Below are 14,074 nucleotides of genomic sequence, written 5' to 3'. Positions count from 1 at the left end.
AGCGTTTACATTTTAGATTCTAATCCACTTGCTTGAGCTTGTCAATCTCTTTATGGGTCAGTTCGCGATATTGGCCTGAAATCAATCCGTCCAAGGTCAAGAAGGAGTACTTTTCTCGGGACAGCCTGTCAACCAAGTGGTGAACCGCCAGAAACATTTCCTTGACCTGGTGGTAGTGGCCTTCATGGATCGTCACCTGAACGATCTGCGCGTCCTTCTTCTTGTCGGTCTTCAAGATCTTGACTCTGGCCGGCTTGGTCTTGAACTTGCCCTTGTTGATCCGGACCCCGCTTTCCAGGGCCTTGATCTCGCTTGGCGTCAGCTGGCCCTTGATTTTTGCCACGTAGACCTTGTTGACCTCATTCTTCGGGTGCATCAGCAGGTTGGCCAATTCCCCGTCGTTGGTCATCAGCAGCAAGCCGGAAGTATCATAGTCAAGGCGCCCCACTGGATACAGGCGGTATGGCAAGTCCTGAAAGTAGTCGGCTACCGTCTTGCGTCCTTTTTCATCCTTGACCGTGGAAACGACGCCACGGGGCTTGTAGAACAAGTAGGTGTGCTTGGCCTGGCGCTCAACTGGCTGGCCATCGACGACGACCTGCTCAAATGATGAGACCTTGGTTCCCAGCTGCTTGACGACCTTGCCGTCGACTCTGACCCGCCCGGCCAGAATCATTCTTTCGGCTTCACGCCGCGAAGCCAGGCCGGCTTCCGCGATCACCTTTTGCAAACGTTCTTCTGTCATTCTTCAATCTCCTTTTGTCTTAGCTTGTCGTCAATTGACCCGTTCTCCGCGAACAAGTCCACTTGACCGTCTTCATCAAAGCCGTCATCTTCAAAATTCTCAATCACCGGCAGTTCGCCCAGGGACTTGTAGCCAAAGTACTGGAGGAAGTAGTCCGTGGTCACGTAGAGCTTGGGGTGCCCAGGCGCCTCCTTGACTCCGTCTGCCTTGACCAGTCCGCGCCAGACCAGGGTCTGGAGGGCGCCGGAGGAGTTGACCCCCCGAATGTCGTCAATTTCGATTCTGGTAATCGGCTGCTTATAGGCAATGATGGCCAGAATCTCCAGGGCTGACTGGCTGAGAGTCTTGGTCAGGTCCTTGTTGAAGTAGGCTTCCACCACCTGGCTGCAGGCCGGGCTGGTGGTCATTTTGAGTTCATCATTGATTTCAATCAGCTGCAGGCCGCTGTCCGGGTCCTTGGCCAGCTGCTCTTGCAGCTTGCCGGCCAATTCCCGCAGGGCTGCCGGCGACACCTGCAGCAGTTCCGCCAGGTGCTCGCGCTTGATCCCCTCGTCGCCAGCGACGAACAAGAGGGCCTGCAGCTGGGCTGTTTTACTTGTCATCTGCGTCAATTCTTTCCAGTTCCAAATCGCCAAAGGCCCGCGCCTGCTTGACGCGCAGCCTCTGGTCCTTGATCTCCTGCAATACCGCCAAAAAGAGCCCCACCAAGTCTGGCAGCCCCTGGACTTTTGCAGTCAATTCAAAGAAGCTCAATTGCTTGCGCTTTGCTAGCTGCCCATCCAAAAAGGCCGTCAGTTCTTGAATCGGCCGTCCGGTCAAAGTCACCTTGACCTGGTCAGGCTGGCGCAGCTTGAAGCGGCGCATGGCCAAAGCAAAAGTGTTGGCCAACTCCGTCGCCGTGATCTGGCCCAGGGGCAGCGGCTGCACCTTGTCCTGAGAAGCCGCGCTGGGCTCTTTGGACGCGACCGCCGGCACTTCGTCGTTCCGAACCCGGAAGTAGGCCGAAATCTTCTTGAAGACCGAGTACTGGACCAGCTGCTCCACCAGCTCCTCCCGGGGGTCTTCATAGTCTTCATCCTCTTGCACGAAGTCGTTCTTGGGCAGCAGATACTGGGACTTGATCCGCAAAAGGGTGGCTGCCATCACGAAGTATTCTCCGGCCAGCTGGAGGTTGAGCTCCTGCATCCGGTCCAAATAGTCCAGGTACTGCTGGGTAATCTTGGCGATCGGAATGTCATAAATGTCTAAAGCTTGCGACCGAATCAAGTGCAAAAGCAGGTCCAGGGGGCCTTCAAAATTCGGCAGCTCAATCGTCATGCTGTTGTCATTCATCGTCAGAAAGGTATTTCAATAAATAGGTATATTCCGGAACCGTCATCAGCTTTCGCTTAGGGTCTTCTTGGACCAGCTCATGCATAATCGCCGACTGGTGCTCATCATCGCGGAAGCCCGGGGCCAAAGACAGGTAGCGCAGGACCTGGCACCCCCGCCCCAGCTGGACCCCAGCCACGCCCACGATATTGCGATCGCTGTTGCGGTAGAGGTAGAGCTTGTGGGAATCGTCCACGCTGTAAAGGCGCATTTCATCCTGCAGGTTTTGCAGGTTCTTGAAATCCGGCAGATAGGACAAGAGGCCCATGGCGGTCTTTTCATAATCTTTTTTGTAAGGTATCAGCAAAAAATATCACCACGCTAAAAACTAGATCCGGGGGTGGGTCTTCTGGTATACGTCAAAAATATGCTTCTGGGTCAGGTTGGTATAGATCTGGGTCGTGGAAATGTCGGTATGGCCGAGGATTTCCTGGACGACCCGCAGGTCAGCCCCGTTTTCCAGCAAGTGGGTCGCGAAGGTGTGGCGCAGGGTGTGGGGGGTGACGTCCTTCTCAATGCCAGCCTGGCGGCAGTACTTCTTGATCATCTGCCAAACGGCCTGGCGGGTCAGTTGCCCGCCCCGCTGGTTCAAAAAGACGTACTGGCTGAATTTGCCCGCCTTCAGCAGTTGCTGGTCGCGGACCTTGGCATACTTGTCCAGCCAATCCATGGCCAAGTCGCTGATCGGGATCAGCCGTTCCTTGTTCCCCTTGCCCAGGACATGGACGATGCCCAGATCCGCGTGCAGGTCGCCGTCTTGCAGGCTGATGGCCTCGCTGACCCGCATCCCCGTCGCGTACAAGACTTCCAAAAGGGCCCGGTCCCTGATGCCCAAGGGCTTGGACACGTCCGGCTGGTCCAAGAGCTTGCTGACTTCTTCCTGGCTAAGAGCCAGAGGCATCTTCTTTTCCCGCTTGGGCGCGTCCACCTGGCTCATCGGGTCAATCTGCTCAATGTGCTGGCGGACCAGCCACTGGTAAAAGCGCCGCAGGGTAGAAACCATCCGGCTAATGGAGTTGTTGGACTTGCCGGCATCCCGCTCTTTAGCCAAAAAAGCATCAATGTCGACGGCAGCTTGCGGCCAGGAGGCAAAGCCTTCCTTTTGCACGAAGTCGGCAAACTCCAGCAAATCCTGCTGGTAGGCAGCAATCGTGTTCTGACTGAGCCCGCGCTCAACCTGGCTGTAGCGCAGGTAATCCGCGACCTGGTCGGTCAGCTTAGTCATTTTCCGGATCCTTGATCAGGGTGATCGTGCCGGCCGTCTTGTCCTGCTTGATCAGGCCCCGCTTGATCAAATGCCCCAAGGCCCGCTTGAAGGCGGACTTGGAGATGCCGAAGTAGTCCTTGATGGCTTGGGCGTCAGACTTGTCTGAGAAGTTCAGGGTCTTGTCGGCCTTGCGGCGCAGGGACATCAGGATCATTTCCGCGTCATCGTCGATTTCTTCAAAGGCCCGCGGCAGAACCGACATGTTCAAACGGCCATACTGGCTGACGCCGATCACCCGGGCCTTGACTTCCTCGCCCAAGCGCAATGGCCGGGTCATCTGCGATTCATGGATGAAGCCCAGGTAGTAGTCATTGGTCAGCACAAAGCAGCCAATGGTCTTGCTGGTATAGACCCGGGCCAGCAGGTTGCTGTTCTCCAGGTTGGCTGGGAAATGGACCGCGATTTGATCAAAGACGTTCTCGTCAGCCGGCTTGGCCCAGATCCGGTCCTTTTCATCAGTCTCCAAGCGCACCAAGAGCTGGTCGCCGATCTGCGGCCAGCGGGCCGGATCAAGCGGCAGGTCGTCAAGGGAAACGACGATGTCCTTGTCCGGCAGGCCAACGTCAACGAAGACCCCCAGCCCCCGCTGGCTTCTGGTCACCTTCCCCCAGCCGTATTGGTCGGCCTGGGCAAAAGGCAGAAACTGCGTCATTTCCCGTTCGTGCTTCTGGTTGTCATAGATAAAGCCCGTAATCTCGTCGCCGATCTTTGGCGTTTCTTCCTGCGTCAATTCCTGCTTCTTCAGCTCAAAAGTCAAACCGTCAATTTGTACATAGTATGCCTGGTCATTGGCATTGGTAATTTTTCCCGTGCGGATTTCGCCCAGCATCTGTCTACCTCCAACTTTACATAATTCTAAATACTAAGTATACGTGATTATCTGCTGAATTGAAAGAATTATCTTTCCCGCGCGCAAAAAAGAGTCCAGCCAAAAGCTGAACTCTTCTTGATTAGGTTGATTGTTCTACTTTGTAACGCTGAATTACAGGTTAGAAACTTCACCTTGGTAGATTGCGCCACGACGTGCGTCAACAGTTACAGTTGAGCCGTCAGCAATCTTGCTGGTTGCGTCGGTAGCACCAACGACAACTGGAATGCCGAGTGATACGCCGACAACAGCTGCGTGGCTAGTCAAGCCTGAAGCTTCAACGACCATGCCTGAAGCCTTCTTGATAGCTGGCATGTAGTCCTTGTCAGTTGACTTAGCAACCAGGATGTCACCTTCGTGAACCTTAGTGTTGGCTTCGTCAGCTGAGTTGGCTACAACGGCCTTGCCGATAACTGAGCCGTTGCCTACGCCCAAACCATGAGCAACTTGGTCGCCGATGATTTGCAGCTTCATCAGGTTGGTAGTGCCTGATTGGCCAACTGGAACGCCGGCAACGATGATTACGAGGTCGCCGTCCTTAGCAAAGCCCTTTTCCTTCGCTACGCGGGCAGCTTCTTCGAACATTTCGTCAGTGTCCTTTGGCTTGTCAACCAGAACTGGTTCAACGCCCCAAACGATACCCAATGAGTGTTGGATCTTTTCGTCGAAGGTCATGGCAACGATAGTTGCATCTGGACGGTACTTAGAAATCATACGAGCAGTGTAGCCGGAGCTAGTAGCAGTGATGATCGTCTTAACGCCCAATTCTTGAGCAGTCCGGACAACTGATTCACCGATGGCTTCAGTTACGTTTGAGCCCTTGTATTCTTCGAAGCGTTGCAGAGCAAGAGTGTTGCGCTTGTGCAGTTCTTCTTCAGTACGTACGTCGATGTCGTGCATAGCTTGAACTGATTGTACTGGGTACAAGCCGTTAGCTGATTCACCTGACAGCATGGTTGCGTCAGTACCGTCAAGAACGGCGTTGGCAACGTCAGTTACTTCGGCACGGGTTGGACGAGGTTGTTCTTGCATTGAGTCAAGCATTTGCGTAGCAGTGATAACTGGCTTGCCCAATGAGTTGCACTTCTTGATCAAGGTCTTTTGAACGAATGGTACGTTGATGAATGGGATTTCAACACCCATGTCACCACGAGCAACCATCAAACCGTCTGAAACTTGCAAGATTTCGTCGATGTTGTCGATACCTTCTTGTGATTCAATCTTTGGGAAGATCTTTACGTAGTAAGCGTTGTGAGCTTCGCAAAGGGCACGAATGTCAAGAACGTCTTGAGCCTTACGTACGAATGAGGCGAAGATGAAGTTGATGCCGTGTTCCAAACCAAAGTTGATGTCGTCAGTGTCCTTTTCAGTGATCCCTGGGAGGCGGATTTCAACGCCAGGAGCGTTAACACCCTTCTTTGAGCCGATCACGCCAGTGTTTTGAGCTTCACAAACCAATTCGCGCTTTTCTTCGTCCTTGGCCTTGATAGTCAAGCCAACAGCACCGTCGTCGATCAGAACAGTACCACCAACGTGGGTGTCATCGTACAGACCTGGGTAGGTAACGTGGATCATGTCCTTGTTGCCGGCCTTAGTAGCGTCCATAGAAATACGGATTTCGTCACCAGTGTTGATCGTGAACTTGCCGCCTTCTTGGTCAGTAGTTCTGATTTCAGCACCCTTGGTGTCCAGAGCGATACCCAGAAGCTTGCCAGTCTTCTTTTCGATATCGCGAACCATCTTCATTCTGCTAAGGTGTTCTTCGTGGTCACCGTGTGAGAAGTTGAAACGGAAAACGTTCGCACCGGCTTCGACCAACTTAGTAATAGTTTCTTCATCGTTTGAAGCTGGCCCTAAAGTACTAACAATCTTAGTCTTTTTCATCTGAAAAAATCTCCCTAAAAAAATTTAAAAAACAACTTTCTTGCCAAAGCCTGGATTCAGAAGGCTACTTAGAAACTTCTGAGTTAAGCTTCAGCAAGCTGTAGTCACCCTTGTGAGTATTCTCAAACAGATCAAGGATGTCATGCGCAGTTACTTCACCGTGTTCCATGCCCACAGCGAGACCACCCTTGCCTTCAAGAAGCAAGTGAACGGCTGCGTTGCCCAGCTTGGTAGCAAGCACGCGGTCGGAAACCGTTGGCGTGCCACCACGCTGCATGTGGCCCAAAACATTGGCACGAGCATCGAAGTCACCATACTTCTTCAGTTCGGCCATAAATTCTTCAGCAGTCATGACGCCTTCAGCGACAACAACCAAACCGTGGTCCTTGCCTCTTTCTTGCGCGGCCTTCAAACGGTCCGCGATTTCCTTGACGTCGTATGGCTTTTCAGGAATGACAATCGCGTCAGCACCACAGGCAACGCCGACCCGCATCGCAATGTCGCCGCAGTTGCGGCCCATTACGTTGACGATGAAGACCCGGTGGTGACTTGATGCAGTGTCGCGGATCTTGTCGATCGCGTCCATTGCAGTCATGCAGGCCGTGTCATAGCCGATGGTTGCTTCAGTGTAAGGGATGTCGTTGTCAATCGTGCCTGGCAGGCCGATTGAGTTGAAGCCGCGGCGGGTCAGTGCCAAGGCACCGTGGTAAGAACCGTCACCGCCGATGACGACAACCGCGTCAATCCCGTGCTTCTTCAATTGTGCAATACCAGCCAGCTGACCTTCTTCATTTGCAAATTCTGGGTAACGTGCAGTGTAGAGGAAGGTACCTGGCGTGTTGATCTTGTGCGCTACATCTTCACTGTCCAATGGGAAGATGTCGCCTGCGACCAACCCTGCAAAGCCGTATCTGATGCCGAAGACTTCCAAACCGTTGTCCATGGCGGTTCTAGCTACGGCTCTGACGGCTGCATTCATACCAGGGGCGTCGCCGCCGCTAGTTAAAATACCAATCCGTTTCATGAATTCACCTCATCATGATCTAAATTGTGTAATATCTCACATCACCTAGATAATAACATTTTTATCCGCTAAAGTCTTGTAAAATCTAGCTTGAAAGCAGAATTTTTTCTATTTTTTGCCTGTTAGGGCTTACAAAGCCCAAGCCACCGCCTGGGCCTTTTTGATTAGTCAAAATTCCCTTGAAATTTTCGAAAAAATCGCAGGTCTGGCGGCTGAAAAAGCCATGAAACGACTTTCATCCAGGCAATTTGCCAAAAGGATCACGAGCGCAGGTGGAACTGCTTGAGCTGGTAGAGCTTGAATTCTAGCTGACTGGGATCGGGGTAGCCCTTGATCGCCTCCAGGCGCAGGACGTAGTAGCCGCCTTGAACCAAATCCGGGTGCAGGCGGGCCAGCTGCTCGGCAAAGATCATGACCTTGTAGGAGCCGGTCGAATCAGCAAAGATGGTCGTTGCCATCTCTTCCCCGTGCTTGTCGGGCTTGATCCTGAAGGAGCGCAGCTGGGCGATCGCGTTGGCTTCTTCCTTTAAGCTGAAGTCGGCCAGGCGCTTCATGTCCTGGTAGTGCTGGTCAAAGTACTTCTCAACGCGCCGCTGCTGGATGTCGGTCACGGCTTCCCCTTCCTCGCGGGTCTTTTTGGCCGCGGCAATCTCCTTGCCGCTTAAGGCTTTCAAGGCGCGCAGCTCCAGGCTGTACTCGCGCTGCTTGTAGTTGTCCTCTTTCTTGACCAGGTCCAGCAGGTAGATGCCGCCAGGCTTTAAGAGCTGCCGGTAGCGCTGGTAGGCTTCCGGGAACAAGGTCACCCATTCCTGGCTCTGTCCGTCAAAAAAGGCGGCGTTGGTCCCGGGAGCTCCGGCATTGCGGCCCCGCTTGGCTACCCAGTCGCGGCTTTCCTTGTATTCGGCGATGACGCTCCCCCGGCCGCCCACCGGCAATTGGGAAAAATTGCCAGCCTTAAAGCGCGGGCCCAGATTAAGCTTGGCCTGCAGCAGCAGCGGCACCGTCACGGTAAAGCCCATGGCTTTGAGCTCCATGGCGATTTTTTGGTCCGGGCGGGCTTTTTCGCCGGTATAAGGCTTGATGGACAGGATCTGCTGAAGCATGGGGCTGTCCAGGGACAGCTTGGCATTGTCAAGCCGGTCGCTCAAAGTGGCCAGCAGCTCGTTGCGGTCTTCGCCCAGGCTGTCAAAGGCCCCGGCCTCAATCAAGGAGCGCAGGGCCTGCTCTTTTCGCAGATCCGGCTCCAGCTTGCCCAAAAAGTCGTCAAAGCTGGTGATCGGCTTGGGCATCCCCGTGATTGCCGCGATCAATTCCCGGCTGAGGCCCAGGATCGACTTGAAGCCCACGCAGATCCGGCCATTGACCAGGGAAAAAGTGCTTTTGCTTTGGTTGATGTCTGGCCCGAAAACCGCCACGCCCAGCTGGCGGGCGTCATTGATGGCCTGTTCCCGGTCCTTGCCCCGAGACTGGTCCAGCATCTCAACGAAGAACTCACGCGGAAAGTGGACTTCCAGATAAGCTTCCCAGTAAGAAAAGAGCGAGTAGGCCACGGCGTGAGACTTGTTGAAGCCGTAGTCGGCAAACGGGGCGATCTGGTCAAAGACATGCCCGGCCTGCTCCGCGCTCTTGCCCATTTGCTTGGCTCCTTTGATGAACCGCTGGCGCTCATCCTGCAGCAGCCGCGCGTTTTTCTTGGAGATGGCCCGGCGGAAGATGTCAGCCTGGGCCAGGCTGAAGCCCGCGTATGCCTGGGCGGCCTGGATGATCTGCTCCTGGTAGACGAAGTAGCCATAGGTCTCCTGCAGGATGGGCGCGAGACTTGGGTCGGGATATACCACGGCCTGCTTGCCGTGCTTTCTGGCAATGTAGTCGGGGATGCTGTCCTTGGGTCCTGGCCGGTAGAGGGCGGTCATGGCACAAAGGTCAGCGAAGGTTTCTGGGTGCAGCTGGCGCAGGAACTTCTGCATCTCTCCTGATCCGAACTGGAAGATCAGGCTGGTCTGGCCCCTTTGAAAAAGCCGGTAGGTGGCCGGATCATCCAGAGGAATCTGTTCCGGGACCAGCTTGATCCCTTCTGCCTGAATTCTTTTAACCACCTTGCCGAAGAACTCCAGGTTGGTCAAGACCAGGAAGTCGATCTTGAGCAGGCCGTATTTTTCCACGTACTCCTTGGTCTGCTGCACGGTCCATAAGGGGGTTTCCTTGCCCTTCATCAAGCCCGTTCTGGCCGCCAGGGAGTCCTGGCTGATGACGACGCCGGGCGCGTGGGTCCCGGTGTCGGCCGGCAAGTCCTCCAGCCTTAAGGCCGTCTGGTAGACCAGGCGGTTCAAGGGGCTGGCGCTCAACAGGCTCCTGAAAGCCAATTCCTGGTCATAGGCCTGCTTTAATCGGGTCTGCTGGCCCATGGCCTGCTTGAGCTTGGCGATCGCCAGGGGCTTCAGGCCAAAGACCTCGCCCACCCGGTCCAGGGCGCTTTTGGCCTTCAGGGCCGTCAAAGCCAGAATCCGGGCCACCCGGTCCGACCCCTGGCCCGGCCGCGCGACTTGCCCATACTTGCGGTAGACGTAGTCGATCGCGACTTTCTGCCCCTCGCTGGTAAAGTCCAAGTCGATGTCGGGCATCGTTGACCGGGCTGGATTTAAGAAGCGCTCAAAGAGCAGGCCATACTTGAGGGGATCAACCCTGGTGATGTCCAAGGCGTAAGCCACTAGGGACCCAGCGGCCGACCCTCTGCCTGGTCCCAGCAAGACCCCCTGCTTCCGGCAATTGGCCACGATATCGGCCACGATCAGGAAGTAGTCGTCAAAGCCCATCTGGTGGATCACTTGCAATTCATAGTCCAGGCGCTTTTGGTATTCCGCCTGCCGTGCCGGCGGCAAACTGGCAGCTATCCGCTTTAAGCCGGCATTGGCCAGCTGGGCCAGATATTCTCCGGAAGTGGGGCAGACGTTTTGGGCAAATACCGGCAATTGGGGCTTTTGGAAGGGAATTTCCGCCTGACACTTGCTGGCAATGACCCAGCTGTTCTCCAGTGCTGCTTCCAAGCCGTATTTCTGGCAGCGGTCGGCCAAGTCCTGGGCCGGCGCAAGGGCGTGCGAGCCTTTTTCGGCAATTTTTTCCGTGATTTCCTGGCTGGACATGACCCGCTTGTGCTTGATCGCGTCCATGACCTTGACCAAAAACTGGTCTTCTGGATCAAGGTAGCGGACGTCTTCAACGGCGACCAGGCCTGGCTGGAAGTTGGGACTCTTGTCCCCGTTCTTGTCCGCCAAGGCCGCGGCCAGCTGCTGGACATAGTCGTCATAGTCCTGCAAGATCAAGCTGGCATAGACGCCAAGGTAGAGGTCGCAGCTTTCGTCAAGCAGACCGGCCAGCGCTTCAACGTAGCGGCAGCCTTCCTCGACGCTCATTCCCTGGTCAAACATCATCCGCAGCTCGCTGGCGGGGCTGGCAGGCACGATGACCACCAAGTCATGAAAATATTTCTTGACCTGCCCTGGGGTCAGCACCCGGTCGCTCTGCAAGTCATCGGTCTGGATGCAGGCCGCGCTGGACAGGCGCATCAAGGCTTCATAGCCGGCCTGGTTCTTGGCCAAAAAGACCAGGTCATAGCGGCGCTGGTCATCCACCAGCCCGCTTAGCCGGGCACTCAAGCCCAGGATTGGCTTGATGCCGGCTTCCTTGGCCGCCTGGTAGAATTCAGGCAGGCCAAAGCTGAAATCGACGTCGGTCAAGGCCACGGCTTCATAGCCCCGCTTCTTGGCGGCCTGGACCAGATCCCGGGGCTTGACGGGACTGGACAAAATCGTATTGGCCGACATGGTCTCAAGTGCGGCAATTTTCATTTTTTCACCCTCCTTCTTGCTCCAATTATAGCAAAGTCTCCCCCGGGCAACCGTTGAAAAGGGGCCGGAGTTCTGCTAAAATTCTTAGCGAAAGAAGGAAAAGCATATGGGACGTTACATTGGACGCAGCATTGTCTGCATGGTCTGGGGGATGGTCTTTACCTTCATCATCGGTTTCATCGGTGGTCCCCTGGTTCAACACACATACCAGCCGGCTCATTTGCTGCTCGTCGGTGCCATCTTTGGCCTGCTTTTTGCTTTGATTATTCCAACGATCACGGCCAAGTCAGTCAAGGACGACTCTGAATACAGCAAATAACCGCAATATTTTTGCAAGGCCAGTCACGAAAGTGGCTGGTCTTTTTTGCTTCCGGAAGATTTATTGGTAAATCAGCCTTTTTAGCCATTTTTACAGGCAAAAAATGGTATGATATCTTAAGTAATTTGTTATTTTAAGGAAGTTAATGGAACAACATGAAAGACAATCTCATCGTATTTAAAGTAGGGACTTCTTCATTGACCACGCCTGAAGGCGACCTCGACGCCGGCAAGCTGAAGAAGATCACCTTGCAGCTGGCCCAGCTTCACCAAGCGGGCTACAAGCTGGTCCTTGTTACTTCCGGCTCAATCGCGGCCGGCTTCAGACGTCTGGGCTTTGACAAGCGACCCAAGAAGACGGCTGACAAGCAGGCCGCCGCGGCAGTTGGCCAGGGGCTGTTGATTGAAGAGTACACCCGCAATCTTTTGGCCAAGGGCATCGTCTCCGCCCAAGTCCTGCTGACCCAGTCCGACTTCGCGGACAGCCGCCGCTACCAAAATGCCTCCAATGCCCTGAACGTGCTCTTGAACCACCAGGTAATCCCGATCATCAACGAAAACGACACCATTGCCGTTGACGAATTGAAGGTTGGCGACAACGACACCCTTTCCGCCCAAGTGGCCGCCCTTTTAAAGGCCGACCTCCTGGTCCTTTTGACCGACGTGCCCGGCCTTTACACCGCCAACCCGCGCAAGGACCCGGACGCCAAGCCGATCCCCGTGATCGAGAACATCACCCCCAAGACCTTCCAGATTGCTGGCGGAGCGGGCTCAGCCAACGGGACTGGCGGCATGGCCACCAAGATCAAGGCCGCTGACATGGCCACCAAGTCCGGCGTGCCGGTCTTCATCTGCTCGTCTGCCGACTCGCAGGCCCTGATTGAAGCGGTCAGCCAGGACAACCAGGGGACCCTTTTTACGGCCAACGACAAGGCCTTCAACCAAAAGAAGCAGTGGCTGGCCTTCTACGCCCCAACTGCCGCCCGCATTTTCATCGACCAGGGCGCCGTGCATGCCATGGCCAAGGAAGGCTCTTCCCTGTTGATCTCCGGGATCAAGCAGATTCAAGGCAGCTTCAAGAAGGACGACATCGTCGAAGTCTACAGTCAGCAGTCCAAGAAGCTGATCGGCAAGGGCAAGGCCCGCTTCTCCAAGCCCGTCCTGCTGGAAATTCTTGACCAGAACCACCCTGAAGGAATCTTCATCCACCGCGATGACTGGGTGACTACTTTATAAAGACATAAATACGAGGAAACGCAATATGGAAGAATCAATCACGCAAAAGCAGCTGGATCTCCTGGTTGACCACAAGCTGGCGATCAACACCGCGCTGACCGCAGACAAAAACGATGCCCTGGCCAAGATGGCTGACGCCCTTGAAGACGCCAGCGACCGCATTTTGGCCGCCAATGAGCAAGACTTGGCCAAAGCCCAGGGCAAGATTTCCGACGTCATGCTGGACCGCCTGCGCCTGTCAAAAGACCGGATCAAGGGCATGGCTGACGGCATCCGGGCCTTGATCAGCCTGCCAGACCCAGTCGGCCTGGTGCTTGACGAGCACGAAACGCCAAATGGCCTGGACATCGTCAAGAAGTCCGTTCCTTTTGGCGTCATCGGCATCATCTATGAAAGCCGGCCAAACGTTACTTCTGACGCTGCCGCCCTGGCCTTGAAGTCAGGCAACGCCGTCATGCTCAGAAGCGGCAAGGACGCCTTCAACTCCGCTGAAGCCATCGTCGAAGCCTTAAAGGCCGGCTTAGCCCAAAGCCGGATTTCTCCTGACTGCATCCAGCTGGCCCAGGACACCAGCCACCAGTCAAGCCAGGAAATGATGACCGCCCGCGGCAAGCTGGACCTCCTCCTTCCCCGCGGGGGCAGAGGCTTGATCCAAGCCATCGTGCAAAACGCGACCGTGCCGGTAATTGAGACCGGGACCGGGATCTGCCACATCTACGTCAACAAGGACGCCGACCAGGAAAAGGCCTTGAAGATCATCGATAACGCCAAGACCCAGCGGCCATCAGTCTGCAACGCGGCTGAAGTCTGCCTGGTCGACGCGGCCATTGCCGGCGAATTTTTGCCAAAATTGGACCGGCTCTTCAAGGGGCGGGTCGAAATGCGGGCTGACCAAGCCGCCAAAAAGTACCTGCCAGACGCCAAGGCTGCTGGCCCGGACGACTTTGACACGGAATTCCTGGACTACGTCATGGCCATCGGGGTGGTCAAGGACGTCAAGGAAGCCATTGCCCACATCAACCGGCACTCAACCCACCACTCAGAAGCCATCATCACTGAAGACCCGGCCGCCGCTGACCTCTTCACGACGATGATCGACTCAGCCGCGGTCTACGTGAACGCCTCAACCCGCTTTACTGACGGCGGGCAGTTTGGGATGGGCTGCGAATTCGGCATTTCCACCCAAAAGATGCATGCCCGCGGGCCAATGGGGCTCAAAGAGCTGACGACTTACAAGTACGTCATCAAGGGCAACGGGCAGACCAGAGACTAGTCAAGCAGAACGAAAGAAAAGGAGTCTTTTTTCATCAACTACCCCCGACCGAGGTCGGAGGTTTGCGACTAACTAGCGTGGTCCAAACAAACTCCCCGGAGAGAGTTCTCCCATAGCCAAGCCCGAAGGCTTACGCTGTCGCTTCTCAAGCATCCTTGGCGGACCTCAGATGCTTCCGCAGATTGATTAACTACGGCAGAACAGCACGTGTACGCACTGCTCTAATTTGTTTGTTTCTTTGAT

At 55.1% G+C, this 14,074-nt stretch carries 12 protein-coding genes; 3 read left to right on the top strand and 9 right to left on the bottom strand.

Annotated elements, in window-relative coordinates:
* Positions 1–19: 19 nt before the first annotated feature.
* The 9 genes from FYJ62_RS06825 to dnaE form a co-directional block, all read right to left on the bottom strand.
* On the bottom strand, positions 20–745 hold the full coding sequence (locus tag FYJ62_RS06825) for a pseudouridine synthase (RefSeq protein ID WP_154548963.1): 726 nt from the start codon (positions 743–745) through the stop codon (positions 20–22).
* Positions 742–1,347: an SMC-Scp complex subunit ScpB gene (gene scpB, locus FYJ62_RS06820; protein ID WP_154548962.1), complete on the bottom strand. Its 606-nt coding sequence runs from the start codon at positions 1,345–1,347 to the stop codon at positions 742–744. The genes FYJ62_RS06825 and scpB overlap by 4 nt, the downstream gene beginning before the upstream one ends.
* On the bottom strand, positions 1,337–2,077 hold the full coding sequence (locus FYJ62_RS06815) for a segregation and condensation protein A (RefSeq protein WP_154548961.1): 741 nt from the start codon (positions 2,075–2,077) through the stop codon (positions 1,337–1,339). The genes scpB and FYJ62_RS06815 overlap by 11 nt, the downstream gene beginning before the upstream one ends.
* Complete coding sequence (locus FYJ62_RS06810; RefSeq protein ID WP_154548960.1) at positions 2,070–2,423, bottom strand: reductase; 354 nt, start codon at positions 2,421–2,423, stop codon at positions 2,070–2,072. The genes FYJ62_RS06815 and FYJ62_RS06810 overlap by 8 nt, the downstream gene beginning before the upstream one ends.
* A gap of 21 nt (positions 2,424–2,444) precedes the next feature.
* Positions 2,445–3,341 (bottom strand): site-specific tyrosine recombinase XerD, encoded by an 897-nt coding sequence (gene xerD, locus FYJ62_RS06805; protein WP_154548959.1) that lies wholly within the window; start codon positions 3,339–3,341, stop codon positions 2,445–2,447.
* Positions 3,334–4,212 carry a CvfB family protein gene (locus FYJ62_RS06800; RefSeq protein ID WP_154548958.1) on the bottom strand — a complete coding sequence of 293 codons (879 nt, stop codon included), beginning with the start codon at positions 4,210–4,212 and terminating at the stop codon, positions 3,334–3,336. The genes xerD and FYJ62_RS06800 overlap by 8 nt, the downstream gene beginning before the upstream one ends.
* A gap of 153 nt (positions 4,213–4,365) precedes the next feature.
* Positions 4,366–6,135 (bottom strand): pyruvate kinase, encoded by a 1,770-nt coding sequence (gene pyk / locus FYJ62_RS06795; protein ID WP_154548957.1) that lies wholly within the window; start codon positions 6,133–6,135, stop codon positions 4,366–4,368.
* 64 nt (positions 6,136–6,199) lie between these two features.
* Positions 6,200–7,159 carry a 6-phosphofructokinase gene (gene pfkA / locus FYJ62_RS06790; RefSeq protein WP_154548956.1) on the bottom strand — a complete coding sequence of 320 codons (960 nt, stop codon included), beginning with the start codon at positions 7,157–7,159 and terminating at the stop codon, positions 6,200–6,202.
* Between the two features lie 260 nt (positions 7,160–7,419).
* A complete protein-coding gene (dnaE, locus tag FYJ62_RS06785; RefSeq protein ID WP_154548955.1) occupies positions 7,420–11,004 on the bottom strand; it encodes a DNA polymerase III subunit alpha in 3,585 nt (1,194 codons plus the stop codon).
* 118 nt (positions 11,005–11,122) lie between these two features.
* Here dnaE and FYJ62_RS06780 point away from each other — a divergent pair, with 118 nt between their 5' ends.
* The 3 genes from FYJ62_RS06780 (at position 11,123) to FYJ62_RS06770 (ending at position 13,831) form a co-directional block, all read left to right on the top strand.
* Entirely contained in the window at positions 11,123–11,323 is a 201-nt protein-coding gene (locus tag FYJ62_RS06780) for a YjzD family protein (RefSeq protein WP_302187415.1), read from the top strand.
* Between the two features lie 155 nt (positions 11,324–11,478).
* Complete coding sequence (proB, locus tag FYJ62_RS06775) at positions 11,479–12,558, top strand: glutamate 5-kinase (RefSeq protein ID WP_154548954.1); 1,080 nt, start codon at positions 11,479–11,481, stop codon at positions 12,556–12,558.
* A 25-nt stretch (positions 12,559–12,583) separates the two neighbouring features.
* A complete protein-coding gene (locus FYJ62_RS06770) occupies positions 12,584–13,831 on the top strand; it encodes a glutamate-5-semialdehyde dehydrogenase (protein ID WP_154548953.1) in 1,248 nt (415 codons plus the stop codon).
* The last annotated feature ends 243 nt before the right edge of the window (positions 13,832–14,074 follow it).

It is taken from the genome of Lactobacillus porci, from assembly GCF_009695985.1.
GTDB classification, from domain to species: domain Bacteria; phylum Bacillota; class Bacilli; order Lactobacillales; family Lactobacillaceae; genus Lactobacillus; species Lactobacillus absianus.
Note: the sequence above shows the minus strand (reverse complement) of the source record. Positions and strands in the feature narration are given on the sequence as shown.